We start from the raw sequence: 15,038 nt of genomic DNA, 5'->3' as shown, positions 1-15,038 counted from the left end.
ATCTGGCGTGTCCATGGGCGACGGGCTTGGCCCTTGGCAACAACGTGCCCATTTCACCAGTAATCAACAAGGGAGCTCGTATTCGGTTTGGGGTGCGACAAGCGGCGCCTTGAAGAGCGGCCCACGCGGTCGCAGTCTTGGTAAAGGCGCCTCACAATCGAGGTCGAACATGCAAATACATCCGAAAGCATATCTGCAGTTCATCTCGCGCATTTGGCATTCTCGCGTGTTGCCGCCGCGGGATCGCAATCTCACCAGCCGGGACGCGTCGCCACTGCTCATCTACATCGCTGCGGTGTTGGCGCTGCTACTGGCAATTCTGATAGTCGATCGCCACGGTGCGCCGTTTCAACTCCCAGAACATGTCGGCGATCCCGCTGAGATCAACCCGATCTTCATGAGTTTTTGAAACACAGCGCGCGACGGGGGCTGCGCAAGCGAACAAGCCGTCCGACGCGTCGCGCTGTTCAACGCCAGACGATTTCCAGCCCGCTCATCCCGAACCGAATGCGTTCGGATGCGACGGCACCATTCTCTCTATTGCTGAGTTCCCCTCGGAAACACCAGCGATCGATCGTCGAAATCTTCAACCGGCAGCTTGTCTTGTTCTTGCACAGCGGGCATCCCTGCCACCGATGTGTGGCTCACGGACGATGGATGCGATCTCGGGACATTCGTCGCAGCCAGAAAAAGCGCGATGGCGGTCAGGCCGGCGATCATCAGGAGCTTCATGCGAACCTCCGTTGGTTCTGGGAGAGTCCTGACTAGTGCAGGACTCGACATCCCCCTGTGAGATCGCTCACAACTCTCCTTTTGTTGATCAGCGCTGGAGCCGATGCGCTCCGGCTCCAGCCCCTTCCCAACCCGCCTATGGCAAATCTTTCGGGCGCGGCCACAAGCCGCCTTCGGACCAGGATTCGGATTCATCGGGCAACAACGGATCCGCGCCACCGCCGGTCCGTGCGGGATCGACGTTGAGCCATCGGCGCAATTCGAGCTTGCCGATCTGGTTGCGGTGGACCTCGTCGGGGCCATCGGCCAGTCGCAACAAGCGCGTCGTCGCGAGCGCTGCCGAAAGGAAATGGTCGTTGTTGGTGCCGCCACCCCCGAACGCCTGGATCGCCCAGTCAACAATGGTCTGCGCCATGTTCGGCGCGACGACCTTGATCATCGCGATTTCCTGCCGCGCTGCCTTGTTGCCGACCGTGTCCATCATGTAGGCCGCTCTGAGCGTCAGCAGCCGCGCCTGGTCGATCTTCATGCGCGCTTCGGCCACGCGCTCGAGCGTCACGGTTTGCTCGGCGAGAGGCTTGCCGAAGGCGACGCGTTTCAGCGCGCGTCGGCACATGCGCTCGAGCACGCGCTCGGAGAGGCCGATCAGCCGCATGCAATGATGAATGCGTCCGGGCCCGAGCCGACCCTGCGCGATCTCGAACCCACGCCCCTCGCCGAGCAGCATGTTGGCGGCCGGCACGCGTACATTGGTGAATATCACCTCGGATGCACGATCCGGGACGCCGTAGAAGCCGAGCACGGGCAGCGAACGGACGACATGCACGCCGGGCGTCTCCTTCGGCACGAGGATCATCGACTGACGCTTGTGACGATCCGGATTCTGCGGATCGGTCTGCCCCATGAAGATGATGATCTTGCATCGCGGATCGGTGGCGCCGGTGGTGTACCATTTGCGACCGTTGATCACGTAATCGTCGCCATCACGGACGATCGAGCTGGCCACATTGGTCGCGTCGGACGAGGCAACGTCGGGCTCCGTCATCGCAAAGGAAGAACGGATCTCGCCGGCCAGCAAGGGCTTCAGCCAGCGTTCCTTCTGCGCCTCCGTTCCGTAGCGCAGGATGGTCTCCATGTTGCCCGTGTCAGGGGCGCTGCAATTGAAGACCTCGGGAGCAAGATGCGAACGTCCCATGATCTCGCACAGCGGGGCATATTCGAGATTGGTCAGCCCGTCCTCGTGAGCGGGTAGAAACAGGTTCCACAGGCCGGCCTGTTGTGCGAGCGGCTTCAGTTCCTCGACAACCGGGTGCACAGCCCAGGGCCCGAGCCGCTCGGCCTCCTGATAGTATCGGCGCTCATTCGGATAGATGTGCTCCATCATGAAGCGCTGGAGACGCGCGGCCAGTTGCTGGCTGCGCTCGCTTTGGGTGATATCCATGTAGATTCTCCTTACCGGCCGCGTAGGCCGTCCCTGAGCGTGTTTCGGGTGATTTTTCCGGATTCCGTCTTCGGCAGATCGTCCAGCACGCGAATGTCGACCGGGCACTTGTAGGCCGCCAGTCGCTCGCGGCAGAAGCGCGAGAGCGCGGCAACATCGATCACGGTGCCGGGTTGAGCGGAGACGAAGGCGACCACCGTCTCGCCGCGATAGGGATCGGCGGCGCCGACGACGGCTGCTTCGCGCACGCCCGGAAAGCCATAGATCACGTCTTCGACTTCGCGCGGCCAGACCTTGAAGCCGGAGGCGGAGATCATGTCCTTCTTGCGGTCCACGAGGTAGAACCAGCCGCTCTCGTCAAAGAAGCCGACGTCGCCGCTATGCAGCCAGCCGTTGGTCAGCACCTCGTCGGTTTCCGCCGGCTTCCTCCAGTAGCCGGCCATCACACCTGAGCCACGCACAACCACCTCGCCATGCGCGCCGGGTCCGAGCGGGCGGCGCTCGTCGTCGACGACGATCGCATCGACGCCCGAAGTCGGCCTGCCGATCGACAGCGCGCCTGAGTCGGGATCGACCGGAATCCGACCTTCGTTGGGCGCAAGATGGCTTGCAGAGGTCAGTTCGGTCATTCCATAGGAACTGCGGATCGCCCGTCCAAACCGTTTCGCAAAGGCATCGATGACCGAGGGCGCGATCGGCGCGCCGCCGGAATAGATATGTACGAAGCTCTCGAAATGCCGGCTCGTTGCGTCAGCCTGGTTCATCAGCGCGATGTACGCGGTGATGGCACCGACGATGAATGTCGGCCGCCATTCAAGGAAGGCATCGAGCGCGACCTGGGGCTGGAAGCGATAGGTCAGCACCATCGCTGCACGCGCGGCAAACGCCGCGACCATCTGGATTTCAAAGCCGGTGATGTGGAACAGCGGCGCGACCCCAAAGATGCACGACGTGCCGTTCAATTCGAAATGATCGCAACAGATCAACGCGGTCGCCACCAGATTGCGATGCGTGAGCATGGCGCCCTTTGGAACGCCCGTGGTTCCGGAGGTATACAAGAGAAGGGCGATGTCGTCGGACGTCAGAACCGGTGCCGGTGGTGCGGCTGCATTTTCGGCGAAAACCGTCGCCAGCGCCCGGGCCTGCGGAGCTGCGCCCGGCACCGGCAGCACCCGGACATCGTTTCGCAGCTGGAATTCCCGAGCGCCGGTCCAGAACACCAGCTCGGAATCGACCGAACCGGCGGCCAGGAAAACGTTCTCCCATTGATCGTCGTGGCAGATCACCGCCTTCGGCTCGCAATCCCCGAACAGCTTGCGAAGCTCTGGCGTGCGGTACATCGGGTTGAGGCTGACGACGATGGCCCCGACCTTCCAGGCCGCTACGCTGACGATGACGAACTGCGGCACATTCTGAAGAATGACGGCGACCCGATCGCCGCGCCCGACTCCTTTTTGCGCAAAGCGGGCGGCGAGCCGGTCGCTGAGCCGATCGATATCGGCATAGGTCTGCGTCGCATCGAAATAGAACACGGCCGGCGCCTCGCGCGGCGCGGCTCGAAACAGATCAAGCGCCGTCCGCCTTCCGGGATCGGGCGGAGCGACCGATTCCCCGAGCCGCGCGCGCAGCCGGCCCGCGGCTTCCTCGTAAGCGCGTGCACGCGACACGGACTCCAGGTCGACAGTCATCGCCGCTTGCCACCACTGTCGCAACGATGGCAGCCCCGTCCGGGCCGGCGGCCGCTATAGCCCGCCGCCACCTGGCGCAGCAGGAACCGTGGCAAAAGGCGTTCGCCGCCACTACTCATTGGCACTTTTTCCTCGATAGACCGAGCCGAGACGCGCATGCGGAAGCGCGGCACGGCTTGCAAGGGGCGGCTGGGCCGCCCCACTCTCTTTTGCTTGAATGACAACGCGCGTGCGCCGGATGTGGAGACGCACCAACACCTGTGCAGCTTCGACATCGCGCGCCCGGATCGCGTCCATGATCAGGACATGCTGGGGATCGGAGAACGGAAACCCGTCCTTGGCATAGGTCTCGCTCACAAACTGTCGCCGGAAATGCTGCGTGCTGTTCCAGAAGCGTTCGACCATCGCGAGCAGTTGCGGCATCCGCGCCCGCGAATAGGTCCGTAGATGAAACTCCCGATCAAGCTGGATGTATTCCTCGAGCGTGGTGACCTGCTCAAGTTCGCGCACAATGCGGTCAAGCGTCTCGATATCCTCGTCGGTCAGATTTGGAACGCTTTCGCCGATGGCAAGCGGCTCGACCGCTTCACGGATCTTGTAGATCTCGATCGATTCTTCCGAATTGACGTCCGCAATCCAGGCGCCACGGTTCGGCGCCATCACGACGAGCCCCTCGTTCTCGAGCTGCTTCAGCGCCTCGCGCACGGGAATGCGGCTGGCTCCGAAATGGGCCGCAAGAAGCTCCTGCCGAATCCGCGTGCCTGGCCGCATCTCGCCGCTCAGCACCGCGCTGCGAATCTCGCTTGCGATCCTCTCGCTCATCAGGCGACGGGACTCCGGATCGTCCTCATTGCCGTCCCGCGTCATGTCCTTCCAATGGGGAGGCCGCTGATAAGGACTCATGAAAGGCCCTCCTTCAATGAATGGCCGCGTACATGATCTTGTCCTCGGTCGCATCAGCCCGTGCCATTTCCTCGACGATACGTCCGCCGCGAGCGACCAGGATCCGATCCGAGATAGCCAGAATCTCCGGCAGATAGGAAGAAATAACGACAACCGCCTTGTTCTCGCGCGCCAGCCTGCGAATCGCCTCGTGAATTTGTGGAATGGCGCTCACATCGACACCACGCGTCGGTTCGTCGAAGATGACCACCGTAGGCTCCTGGGCCAGAGACTTTCCCACCACGACTTTCTGTTGGTTGCCGCCGGAATATTCGACAATCTTCAGCGTCCGCTTCAATGCAGAGATCGAGAGCGCCGAGATCCATTGATCGGCGATCCGTTTCATCTCGCGCGCGGAGTAAAGGAACCGCTTGACGCGCGGCGACGACAGATAGCCAAGATAGATATTCTGATCCACCGTCATCGTCTCGAAGAAACCGTCGACCTTGCGATCCTCGGTGATGTAGGCGATTCCGTCGCGCACCGCCTGCCGCGGCACCCGGTAGCGGACCGGCTTGTCCCGCAGATAGATCATCCCGCCGCGCAGGAAGTTGCGCTTGCGGGCGCCGCTGACGATCTGCGCGATCTCGGAGCGCCCTGCCCCGACCAGCCCGAAGATGCCGACGACTTCTCCATTGAACACCGAGAACGACATGTTCTTGACGATGCTGCCCATCGTCACGTTCTCGACCGAAAGCACCTTCTCACCGCGGGAGGCATGCGGCTTCGGCGCATCCGGATCAGCCCCGTGGGTCGCGTACTGCGCTGCGGTTTCCTCACGGCCAACCATCATCCGCACCAGGGCGTCACGCGTGACGTCCTTCGCCGGTACAGTGGCGACCAGCTTGCCATCGCGCAGCACGGTGATGCGATCCGCGATGTTCAATGCCTCTTCCAGAGCATGCGAGATGAAGATGATCCCGGCGCCCTTCTCTTTCAGGGTGTTGAGAAGATGGAACAGGTGCTGGGTCTCTTCAGGGGTCAGCGATGCGGTCGGCTCATCGAAGATGAAGACCTGGGCGTTGTGGCGAACCGCACGCACGATTTCGACCATCTGCCGCTTGGCGGTTCCGAGATTCTCCACCAGCACCAGCGGGTCGACGTTGAAGTTCATCGATTGCAACGACTGGGTCGCCGCAATGTTGATCTTGCTGTAGACCGTGACCCATTTCTCCATGCCGAGTTCAAGGTTCTGCGCCACCGTCATCGACGGGACCAGGCTGGATTCCTGGTAGACCATCGCGACCCCACCCTCGAGCGCTTCCTTCGGCGACGCGAACGAAACCTTGCGTCCCTGGATCAGGTAGTCGCCGGAGGTCAGCACGATCGCACCGGCAATCGCCTTGCACAGCGTCGATTTCCCCGCGCCGTTTTCTCCTAGCAGCGCGTGGATTTCGCCCGGCCGCAGATCGAAATTGACACCATCGATGGCGTTCAGACCGCCATAGACCTTGCTGCCATTGACGATCTGAAGCAGCGGGGTCCCTGCCTGTTGTTCCGCCGGCATGGCGTTCATCCTTCCTGCATGCCGCGACCAGGCGGCAGTTCGACGAGGCAATCGCGTCCCTTGGACACCGCCAGCACGCGCGAGCCGATCGGGCGGACGGCGGTGATTCCATGAACCCGACCATCGACGCGGCTGTGCAGCGTCTCGGTCGCCGCGCCCTTGTCGTCGAGCCGGGCGACGAGACCATAGGAACGCGGCGGCGCCCACGGCTTCTGGATACCGAGTTTCTTGATGCGGCCGATCTGGGTCGGTTCGCGCGGATTGAGGCGGCCATCCAGCGCCGGCCCGATCCAAAGCTCAGGTGGCACCGTCCGCATCATCTCTTCGCAGAATGCCCGCTCGCGCAGGACGAATTCGGTCAATTGCGTGCGCAGCGCGAGGAAGGCCATCCAGACCTCACCGTTCGCGCCTCGGGCAAGACGCGCCGGGTAGCCGGTATGATTCTTGACGATCACGCGCCTGTCGTCACCCGAGCGTGAAAAAGCGGTCAGGCGGTGGGTCCAGGATTCGGCGACCCAGACCTCCTTGCCGTCGCCGGATACGACCAAGCCGAGCGGCCATGCGAGCTTGTCCGCACGCACGCTCGCACTGCCGAGCGAGGAATTGCAGGCGATGAGCCGGCCCGAGGGGGCGCGGTTCTGCATCAGGTCGGTCAGCCAATGCTCTGGCCGATTGTTTCGCGAGCCGTCGGTCAGGTAGATCGCCCCGTCCGGCGCGACCGTCACCGACAGCGGACAGGCAATCTTTTCACCGCCGACGCTTTCGAGCTTGCCGATGATCTCGCCAGCCGGCGAAAGCGCCACCAGCCCCACGCCGGAGACGCAGGCGAGCAGCCGGCCGTCCGGCGTGCAGGCAAGCCCGCCGACCGGGCCGTCGAGCGTCGCGAACTCCGTGCGCGTGTTGAAGTCGTCTCCCGTGCAACGCAGGACGTGGTTGCCGGTCGAGACGTAGAGCGCACCGTCCTGCCCGAGCGCAATGTCGTCCGGTCGCTCGATCTCGTCGCCGAGCTGGCGCGCCTGATCGAGCCGCTGGTTCGGGGAGAAGGCGCCGTCGAGCACCGGAATGCCGTGAATTTCCCGGTTCGGGGACAGCACGCGATCGATGATATCGCCAAGCAGAGACATGGCTCAGGCCCTTCCCCAATAGGACTTGTGCGCTTCCCAGGTCGGGTCGGCGTCCTGCAGGCGGATGCGGCCGATGCGGTTGTTCTCCAGACCCCCGATATAGAGATAGCCCTTGTGTTCACGGACCGACGTGATGGTCGGATGCGAAAGCCCGCCTGGATCCCAGAGCGATTCCGTCACCACGCCGTTGTCGTCGAACTTGACCACGCAGCCGTAGTTGATGCCCGGACACAGCCATTCGTCCGGCGGGATCTGCTTGACCATGCGGGTGCGGAAAACAGGGTTGCGCATCGCAAGGTCGTAGACCGGCGTGCGCAGGCCGACGAAGGCGAGCCAGTACTTGCCGTCGGAGGCGCGGTTGATGTTGTCGCAATAGCCCGGAAGGTTGTCGATCAGGATTTCGCTGGTGCCCGCCTTCGGGCCAGCGATCCAGAAGCGATTGATCTGGCATAGCCAGGTGCTGGCCCACAGCACCGACTGACCGTCATGCGAAATGCAGATGCCGTTCGGGAACGTCAAGTTCTTGAGGACCGTCCTGGTGGTGCCGGTCTTCGGATCGTGGCAGATCAGCCGGCCGTTGCCGCGCCCCTCGAAGCCGTCGAGCGCCCAGTCGGTGAGTTCATAGCGGGTCGAGGCCTCGCTGAAATAGATCTTGCCGTCTGGCGCGACGTCGAGATCGTCAGCGAGATAGAGCCGCGAGTCGTCCTTGAGGCGCGTACGCGTGCGCGTGGTGCGGTCGGTGACCTTGAAGACCGAGCGATCGGGCTTCACGCCGTAAACGCCCATGCCCGCGATGCAGACGAGGAGGTTCTGATCCCGATCGAACGCCAACCCGAGCGGCCGGCCGCCGATGCGCGCGAACTCTTCGCGCACGGTATAGTCCGGCGCGAGAAAGCGGATGATCGAGCCGTTGCGGTTGACGGTGTAGAGGTTGTCCTTGCGGTCAAGGATGATGTCTTCCGGGCCCTCGATCATGTCGAGCGCGATCGCTTCCGCGTTCTTCAGGCGATCGTTCTCCGCGAACGGCGTGCCGCTGCCCCGCTCGACCGACGGCGGCGGCTCGAAATCAACCCAGCTTGGGGTGACGTAGACCTTCTGCAGCACCTTGCCCTTGTTCTTGACCCACTTCACGTTGAAGCCGACCGCGAGCAGCAGGATGATGCCGATGATGGCGGTGGTCAGGTTGCCGGAGATGCCGAGCCGGACCATGCCGCTGGTGAGCATGAAGATGATCGCCGCGCCCATGACGGCGCGCGCGATGGTACCGCGGCCACCGGCCAGGCTGATGCCGCCGAGAACCACCGCGGCCAGCGCGTTGATCTCCCAGCCGACGCCGGTGTCGGTGCCCGAGCTGCTCTGCCGCGCGGCATAGAGGATCCCCGCCAGCGCCGCGATCGCGCCCGACATCACATAGGCGGAGAACAGCACGCGCTTGACGTTGACGCCGGCGTGGCGGGCCGCCTTGCGGCTCGACCCGACCGCCATGATGTGGACGCCGGGCTTGATGCGGGTGAGGAAGAAGTGGGTTCCGACCGCAAGCAGGATCAGCACCAGCATGTTGAAGGGAATGCCGAGAACCCTCCCCGAGCCCATGAAGTCCCACGTACTGGACCCGCTGTCGATGCTCGCGAGTTCGTTCGTGAACGCAACCGTCACCTTGTTGTAGGCGGCGCGGACGATGATGAGGACGACGAGCGTCGTCAGGAACGGCCGGGTCTTGCCGTAGGCAATCAGGCCGCCGTTGATCGCGCCCATCGCCGCACCGAACAGGACCACAAGCATGATGGTCACGGGCAGCGGCAGCCCGAGGATGAGATACAGATAGAGCGCGAGGAAGTTCGACATCGCGAACACCGCGCCGACCGACAGGTCGATGCCGCCCGACAGCACGGAGAAGGCCATCGCGACCGCGACCATGCCCTGCTCCGCGAAATTCCGCATCAATTCCTGCAGGCTGCCCGCCGTCAGGTAGCGCGGGATCATGATCGCGAAGGCCAGGAAAACCGCGATCGTCAGCGTGAATGGAATGATCGGCTCCATCCAGCGCTTCTCAAGCAGTTCGCCCAGGAACAACTGGGGCGAATGGCGGTGCCAGGCTCGTTGCAGGCTCTTCATCAACAGACTCCGGCGGGCTCGGCGCAGCAGCGGCCGAACGGCGGGACGACGCGGGGGATTGGGATCGACAGCTCCGGCCTGCCCGCGCCGCGGTGGGCGCGGGCGCCGGAACGACTTACTTCGCGCCCTTCGGGATGCTGAAGCAGTACATGCGATCGTCCTTCGACTTCACCCAGGCGGGGGTCGTGTAATAGGCGATGTTCTTCGCGCCCGGCTTGTCGCCGCTCTGCAACAGCGCAATCACCGCGTCGGCGATGGTCTGGCCCTGCACGTCGGCGCGATACGACAGGTTCGCGGAGAACGCGCCTTGCTCGAGCAGATCGCAATCCGCAGGCTGGCCGTCGCTGGCGACGAACACCTTCACCTTGTCGCCCATGTTGGCCGCCTTGATCGCCTGCGCCGCGCCCGCGGTTTGCGGTCCCCAGACGCTGAGGATCCCGCACAGCTTGGGATGCTGCTGCAACACGGTTGTCGTGATGTCGCCGGCCTTGTTGGCGTCCCAGCTGGTCGGCTGCGACGATACGACCTTGATCGACGGGTCGGTCTTGAACACCTCCATCGCGCCATTCTTCATGTCGAGCGAATAGGCCGCGGTCGCCTCACCTTCGAGGATCGCAACCTCGCCGGAGCCCTTGCCGCCGCCACACTGATTGATGACCTCGCGCGCGATCTTGGTGCCGAGATCCTTGGCATCGACGCCGACATAGGCGTCGGTCAGGGTGTTCGATGCCATGTTGACCTGCACGACATAGATGCCCGCGTCCATCGCACGCTTGAGCTCCTTGGCGAGCAGCGTGACGTTCGGATTTTGCACCACGATCACGTCGGGCTTGTCGTTGATATAGTCGCTGACGGTCTGAAGCTGGATGTCGGACTTCATGTTGGCGTCGCGGGTGACGAGCTTGATGCCGTAATCGTCGAAACGATCCTTCATCACGCGCGTCCATTCGGATTCCAGAACGCCCATCCAGACCGGCGACCAGGCCACCGTCTTGCCCTTGAGCGACTTGTCGAATTTGTCGCGCAGCTGGTCGCGCGGCCCGGCCGCCTGCGATGGCGCCGCCACCAGTGCGGCGGTTGCCACCATCGCCGCCAGCCCGATGCCGGCAAACGCCCTCCTGTGCACAGCTTTCGTCATGTCAATTCCTCCCCTGTTATGTCGGCCGACTGTTGCGGCCCGTTGGTTGATGCAGAGCTCTAATCGCCCTGCTTCGACGTCTCCTCGTCGCGCGGATGCAGCCGGGAATCGAGCAGGATCGCGATCAGCAGCACGACACCCTTGACGATGTTCTGGGTCTGCACGTCCATGTCCATGATGGTCATGCCGTTCAGCAGCACGCCGATCAGCAGCGTTCCGGCGATGACGCTCATCACGTTGCCGCGGCCGCCGACGAGGCTGACGCCGCCGAGCACCACAACCATGATGACGTCGAAAATGATCGTCGATTCCGCGACCTGGAGATGCATCAGCGCCGTCTGCGCGACCATCACGACACCGCCGACATACCCGATCGCGGCGCACAGCGCGTACTCGATCATGGTCAGCGGGCGGGTCGGCAGACCGGTCTGACGCGCGGCGTCGGGATTGTCGCCATGGGCATAGACGAAGCGCCCGATCACGGTGCGCGACAGGAAAAGATGCACGACGACCGCGGTGGCCGCGAAGATCAGGATCGAGATCGGAACGCCACCCCAGATGTTGCCGCCGAGCCGCAGGAATTCGTCATGCCCCTTGGAAAGATAGACGACATAGTGCTGCACCGCTGTGGTGCGCACGATCCCCAGCACCGCAAGGCTCGACGCCAGCGTCGTCAGCAACGGCGGCATCTCGATCACCGAGATCAGAAACCCGTTCAGGATGCCGATGGCGATCGCCATCACGAAGCCGATCAGCAGCGCGACCGGCGTCGCGTAGCCCGAGTTCATCAGAATGATCGCGATCGCGGTGGAAGCGGCAAAGGAGGCGACTTGCGACAGATCGAGTCCACGTCCGATCACGACCACGGCCATGCCGAGCGCGAGAATGCCGAGTATCGAAATGTTGCGCGCCAGCGCGAACAGATTGCCCAGCGTCAGGAAGCCCTTCAGGAAGATCGAAAAAATGACGATCAGGACCGCGCACATCACCAGCACGGCCGTCGTCTGCGTCAATTTCGCCCCGCGCGCGCCCGAACTGCCGGTCACCGGGTCCTCCCAGGATTGATTTTATTGTGGGCGGAAATTGAACAGAATGTATCCAGATGTCAATCTCCGTATCCAAATTTTGGACAGCGGCTGGTTTGACCGGAGGATATATTCGCACCTGAAACCCTCCATAACTATCTACATCTACATGGATATATGTATGTTCTGGCGTCCGCGATCGAAGCGCATTTTCCGAGTTCGATCGGTCCTTTTGAAGCCGACATTGCTTTATTGGATACATTAGGCTTGAGAGCCTGTCCCTAAGGTCAACTGGTCCTCATAGCGCCGTCACCCGCGGCGACGGAACGAAGCCGACGACGTTGCGGCAATCGCTCCTGGCCAAGGCCTGAAGATCGTGGCGAAAGAGAATGCCGAGACCGAGCTTTGACGCTGCCTTTCGCCCATCGAAGCCGCGCCAGGTGGAAGCCCGAGCGAACTGACGGCCGGTTTGAATTCTGTCTCGGCGCGCCCATATGCGTGACAGGTTCGCAAACACTGACGGTACCAGATTTGTCCGAGCAACTGTCGATGTTCGATGCGTCCGCCGCAGGACCGGCGGGTCTGCACTACGCGCCGGATTTCATCTCCAAAGCGGCCGAGGGCGAACTCATCCGCCACATCCGGGCACTTCCGCTTGCCCCCTTCCAGTTCGGACAGTTCGAAGGCAAGCGCCGCGTGGCTTCGTTCGGTTACCGGTACGACTATGGGTCGCGCCGACTGGAATGTGCCGAACCGATCCCGCCCTGGTTAAACGGCATCGTCGCCGCGATCCAATCCTTCGGCGGCGCGTCGACCGAGATCGGGCAGATCCTGTGCACCGAGTATGATCGCGGCGTCGGTATCGGCTGGCACCGCGACAAGCCGCATTTCGACCGGATCTTTGGACTGTCCCTGGGATCCGCATGCAAGTTCCGTTTTCGTTGTCGGACGGAAAACGGATGGGAGCGGTTCACGCTCGATGCGGCGCCCCTATCACTCTACCTGATGGCCGGTGATGCACGGCAGATATGGGAGCACAGCATTCCGCCGGTCGAGGCCCCCAGATACTCGATCACCTTCCGAACCATGGTCGAAACGGTGCGGGGCGCCAAAGCGTCGCGATAACCTTGGATTGCCGGTTCCAGCGCTCCGCTGCGCATCGCCGCATCAACCCTGATCGAGCGCTACTTCGATCCGATCAGAAGACGCAATCATGAGCGGAAGGTGCGACCAACGCCGCGCGAATGGTTGATGGGACGGGGGCGGACGAACTTGGGAAGTTCGTCCGCCGAGAGATCGCGCGCCCCCGGAGTGTCGATCGCGGGGAACGCAGCGGGCGTCTCACGCCGCTTTCGCAGCAGCCTTGTCGGCCGGTGCCGTTTCCATGGCGCGCATATAGAGATCGAGCAGCGATTCGCGCTCGTCGCGCTCATCCTGATCCTGCTTTCGCAGTTTGACGATCTCCTTGAGGATCTTCACGTCGAAACCCTCACCCTTGGCTTCCGAAAAAACTTCCTTCTTCTGCTCGTTCAGTTCCTGCAGTTCAGCGTCCAGATTCTCGATCCGCTCGATGAAAGAACGAATTTTTCCGCCGGGAATGGTGATGTCAGACATGGTGCCTCTTTGTTGAATGAGGCGGTGAAAATGAAAGCAAAGTGATAACCAATGTCTTAAGCTTCATCGGTTCCTGTAGCGCATCTATCCCGCGGTATTTCAGAACGCGATCCAGCTGATCACGGCCGCGGCCGACGTCCAGAGCGTCCATCCAAGGCCAAGCAGGGACATCACCGCGGCCGCCATTGCTACGGCCAGCAGCAGACCATCTTCCTGCAGGTAAGCGATCGCGATCAGGACGACCACAATCCCGGGAATGACATTGACCAGAGGCAGGGGCCAGCCCGCCAACAGACCCAGCAGGAACACGACCAACCCAACAAGCCGGTCAGTCACGTCATGGCGCGCGTTCCAGCGCGGCCGGCTGATGTTCTCGATCGCGCGCAGCAGCGGGCCCGCCCTGACGGTGAACCGCTTGAATCGCTTGAAGTCGAACGGCCGCTTCGACAGGAAGCGAGGAAAAGATGGAGCACTGTGCCCCAACATCATCTCGACCGCCGGAAACAGGAGGGCCAGCGTCGCAATTGTGGCCACGCCGGGGACGATCACAAGCAGCCCCAGCAATAGCAGGAGCAGCCCGAACGAGCGCCTGTCCAGATGGCTGAGGAGCCATTCGAGGTCGACGGGGCCGTCAGGTGCTTGCGCGACGAGTTCTTCGAGGAGCTGGGAAGTACGGGTAGGCGCTGAGCGGGGAACGGGCAAATGAAGCATTACCCGGTAACATGGTCGAACTCCGTATCGATTGCAACGAATGCCAGAGGCGCCTAGGAAGCATTGATGGACAACGATTCCGACCAGGCGTGGCACGGCCATGCGCCGAACAGCCCCCTGCCCGCCGGTCGCCGCCGCTGGCCGTGGTTTCTTCTGATCGTCGTCGTCGCCCTTGTCGGCGCCGGCGGCGTCTACGCTTGGCCTGAAGTCGCGGCATTGGTCCCCGCCATAAGCCACGAATCGTCCGGCGGGGCGACGACGACGAGCGACAAGGAGGCATTGCCAACTCTCCTCGCGGCCCAGCAGAAGCTCGAGGAAGACCTCGCCGCACTCGATCGGTCGGTAGCCGACGGGCAGGCGCAGTTGAAGGCCATTACCGACCAGTTGGCGGTCCTGACCTCGAAGGTCGAAGAGTTGCAGCATCTGCCCCCGCCGGTAGCGCCGCCGCCACCTGTTACGGCCGAGGTGCCGCGTGCCCCGATCGCGCCAACTACCCCGCAGCCGAGAAAGCCGCCGCCTCGGGCCGCCAGGCCTTCAGGTCCCGTTTCGATTGGCGGCGCACCGCTCAATGCCGCGCCCGGCAGCATGGCCCGTTGAGCTCAGAAATGCCCCAAACCGCATTCCGATTTTTGGCTTGGGGTTTGATCCTGGGCCTCTTCATCGTCACCGATACGACGCTGGCATTTCGTCCCCACACGTTGATATCGCCAAACGCCGATCGCTTTGCCGCGCTCTTCGTTGTCGGAGCCGTCTTTTCGCTCGCCTATCCGAAGCATGTCCTGCCGATCCTGCTGGCACTGCTCGCCGTCATCGTCGGCTTCGAACTCATTCAAAAGCTGCTCGCCGGCAGGCATGGCTACATAAAAGACATATTCGTCAAAGGTGCCGGCTGCTGCGCAGGCGTTGTCGCCGCCAATGCCCTGAGACGCGCGCTTTCAGCGATGTCCAAGCCGACAGGTACCTCCTGACGTCCTGCGCCGCCTTTCCCTGTTCGACGTTGG

At 62.7% G+C, this 15,038-nt stretch carries 15 protein-coding genes; 4 read left to right on the top strand and 11 right to left on the bottom strand.

From position 1 onward, the window contains the following. Positions 1 to 7 precede the first annotated feature (7 nt). Entirely contained in the window at positions 8 to 409 is a 402-nt protein-coding gene (locus tag ACVMIH_RS02125) for a hypothetical protein (RefSeq protein WP_456860567.1), read from the top strand. A gap of 128 nt (positions 410 to 537) precedes the next feature. On the opposite strand, the gene ACVMIH_RS02120 is transcribed toward ACVMIH_RS02125, so the two are convergent. From ACVMIH_RS02120 to ACVMIH_RS02080, 9 genes are all read right to left on the bottom strand, one after another. Beyond that, complete coding sequence (locus tag ACVMIH_RS02120; RefSeq protein ID WP_456835193.1) at positions 538 to 732, bottom strand: hypothetical protein; 195 nt, start codon at positions 730 to 732, stop codon at positions 538 to 540. A 136-nt stretch (positions 733 to 868) separates the two neighbouring features. Further along, positions 869 to 2,173, bottom strand: coding sequence for an acyl-CoA dehydrogenase family protein (locus ACVMIH_RS02115; protein WP_456860565.1), 1,305 nt, complete (start codon positions 2,171 to 2,173; stop codon positions 869 to 871). Positions 2,174 to 2,184: 11 nt separating this feature from the next. After that, positions 2,185 to 3,861 carry an AMP-binding protein gene (locus tag ACVMIH_RS02110; protein WP_310884909.1) on the bottom strand — a complete coding sequence of 559 codons (1,677 nt, stop codon included), beginning with the start codon at positions 3,859 to 3,861 and terminating at the stop codon, positions 2,185 to 2,187. A 111-nt stretch (positions 3,862 to 3,972) separates the two neighbouring features. Beyond that, positions 3,973 to 4,647, bottom strand: a complete 675-nt coding sequence (locus ACVMIH_RS02105; protein ID WP_229189506.1) for a GntR family transcriptional regulator — start codon at positions 4,645 to 4,647, stop codon at positions 3,973 to 3,975. A gap of 130 nt (positions 4,648 to 4,777) precedes the next feature. Then, the gene (locus ACVMIH_RS02100) at positions 4,778 to 6,319 is read right to left on the bottom strand and encodes a sugar ABC transporter ATP-binding protein (protein ID WP_456866361.1); all 1,542 of its coding nucleotides are present in this window, start codon (positions 6,317 to 6,319) and stop codon (positions 4,778 to 4,780) included. Then, entirely contained in the window at positions 6,316 to 7,434 is a 1,119-nt protein-coding gene (locus ACVMIH_RS02095; protein WP_456860563.1) for an SMP-30/gluconolactonase/LRE family protein, read from the bottom strand. Before ACVMIH_RS02095 ends, ACVMIH_RS02100 begins: the two co-directional genes overlap by 4 nt. Positions 7,435 to 7,437: 3 nt before the next feature. Beyond that, positions 7,438 to 9,549 carry an ABC transporter permease gene (locus tag ACVMIH_RS02090; RefSeq protein ID WP_168856835.1) on the bottom strand — a complete coding sequence of 704 codons (2,112 nt, stop codon included), beginning with the start codon at positions 9,547 to 9,549 and terminating at the stop codon, positions 7,438 to 7,440. Between the two features lie 115 nt (positions 9,550 to 9,664). Continuing rightward, positions 9,665 to 10,687, bottom strand: coding sequence for a sugar ABC transporter substrate-binding protein (locus ACVMIH_RS02085; RefSeq protein WP_057017122.1), 1,023 nt, complete (start codon positions 10,685 to 10,687; stop codon positions 9,665 to 9,667). 59 nt (positions 10,688 to 10,746) lie between these two features. Then, positions 10,747 to 11,733 carry an ABC transporter permease gene (locus ACVMIH_RS02080; RefSeq protein ID WP_057017121.1) on the bottom strand — a complete coding sequence of 329 codons (987 nt, stop codon included), beginning with the start codon at positions 11,731 to 11,733 and terminating at the stop codon, positions 10,747 to 10,749. A gap of 510 nt (positions 11,734 to 12,243) precedes the next feature. Here ACVMIH_RS02080 and ACVMIH_RS02075 point away from each other — a divergent pair. Then, on the top strand, positions 12,244 to 12,837 hold the full coding sequence (locus ACVMIH_RS02075; protein WP_456860561.1) for an alpha-ketoglutarate-dependent dioxygenase AlkB: 594 nt from the start codon (positions 12,244 to 12,246) through the stop codon (positions 12,835 to 12,837). A gap of 216 nt (positions 12,838 to 13,053) precedes the next feature. Here the strand turns inward: ACVMIH_RS02075 and ACVMIH_RS02070 are convergent, their stop codons facing one another. Together ACVMIH_RS02070 and ACVMIH_RS02065 are read right to left on the bottom strand one after the other, a co-directional pair. Next, complete coding sequence (locus ACVMIH_RS02070; protein WP_016842183.1) at positions 13,054 to 13,326, bottom strand: DUF2312 domain-containing protein; 273 nt, start codon at positions 13,324 to 13,326, stop codon at positions 13,054 to 13,056. 99 nt (positions 13,327 to 13,425) lie between these two features. Beyond that, the gene (locus ACVMIH_RS02065) at positions 13,426 to 14,037 is read right to left on the bottom strand and encodes an exopolysaccharide biosynthesis protein (protein ID WP_057017120.1); all 612 of its coding nucleotides are present in this window, start codon (positions 14,035 to 14,037) and stop codon (positions 13,426 to 13,428) included. 66 nt (positions 14,038 to 14,103) lie between these two features. Between ACVMIH_RS02065 and ACVMIH_RS02060 the strand changes: the two genes are divergently transcribed. Both ACVMIH_RS02060 and ACVMIH_RS02055 read left to right on the top strand, forming a co-directional pair. Next, entirely contained in the window at positions 14,104 to 14,634 is a 531-nt protein-coding gene (locus ACVMIH_RS02060; RefSeq protein WP_456815977.1) for a hypothetical protein, read from the top strand. Between the two features lie 8 nt (positions 14,635 to 14,642). Beyond that, positions 14,643 to 15,005 carry a hypothetical protein gene (locus ACVMIH_RS02055; protein ID WP_063790083.1) on the top strand — a complete coding sequence of 121 codons (363 nt, stop codon included), beginning with the start codon at positions 14,643 to 14,645 and terminating at the stop codon, positions 15,003 to 15,005. The last annotated feature ends 33 nt before the right edge of the window (positions 15,006 to 15,038 follow it).

The organism is Bradyrhizobium sp. USDA 4503 (assembly GCF_054055815.1).
This window is presented reverse-complemented; position numbering and strand designations above follow the sequence as displayed.

Excerpts from the sequence above, each read along its gene's own strand:
- ACVMIH_RS02120 (WP_456835193.1), bottom strand. The coding sequence starts at position 732 with ATGAAGCTCCTGATGATCGCCGGCCTGACCGCCATCGCGCTTTTTCTG.
- ACVMIH_RS02115 (WP_456860565.1), bottom strand. The coding sequence starts at position 2,173 with ATGGATATCACCCAAAGCGAGCGCAGCCAGCAACTGGCCGCGCGTCTC.
- ACVMIH_RS02110 (WP_310884909.1), bottom strand. The coding sequence starts at position 3,861 with ATGACTGTCGACCTGGAGTCCGTGTCGCGTGCACGCGCTTACGAGGAA.
- ACVMIH_RS02100 (WP_456866361.1), bottom strand. The coding sequence starts at position 6,319 with ATGAACGCCATGCCGGCGGAACAACAGGCAGGGACCCCGCTGCTTCAG.
- ACVMIH_RS02095 (WP_456860563.1), bottom strand. The coding sequence starts at position 7,434 with ATGTCTCTGCTTGGCGATATCATCGATCGCGTGCTGTCCCCGAACCGG.
- ACVMIH_RS02090 (WP_168856835.1), bottom strand. The coding sequence starts at position 9,549 with ATGAAGAGCCTGCAACGAGCCTGGCACCGCCATTCGCCCCAGTTGTTC.
- ACVMIH_RS02085 (WP_057017122.1), bottom strand. The coding sequence starts at position 10,687 with ATGACGAAAGCTGTGCACAGGAGGGCGTTTGCCGGCATCGGGCTGGCG.
- ACVMIH_RS02070 (WP_016842183.1), bottom strand. The coding sequence starts at position 13,326 with ATGTCTGACATCACCATTCCCGGCGGAAAAATTCGTTCTTTCATCGAG.
- ACVMIH_RS02065 (WP_057017120.1), bottom strand. The coding sequence starts at position 14,037 with ATGCTTCATTTGCCCGTTCCCCGCTCAGCGCCTACCCGTACTTCCCAG.
- ACVMIH_RS02060 (WP_456815977.1), top strand. The coding sequence starts at position 14,104 with ATGGACAACGATTCCGACCAGGCGTGGCACGGCCATGCGCCGAACAGC.
- ACVMIH_RS02055 (WP_063790083.1), top strand. The coding sequence starts at position 14,643 with ATGCCCCAAACCGCATTCCGATTTTTGGCTTGGGGTTTGATCCTGGGC.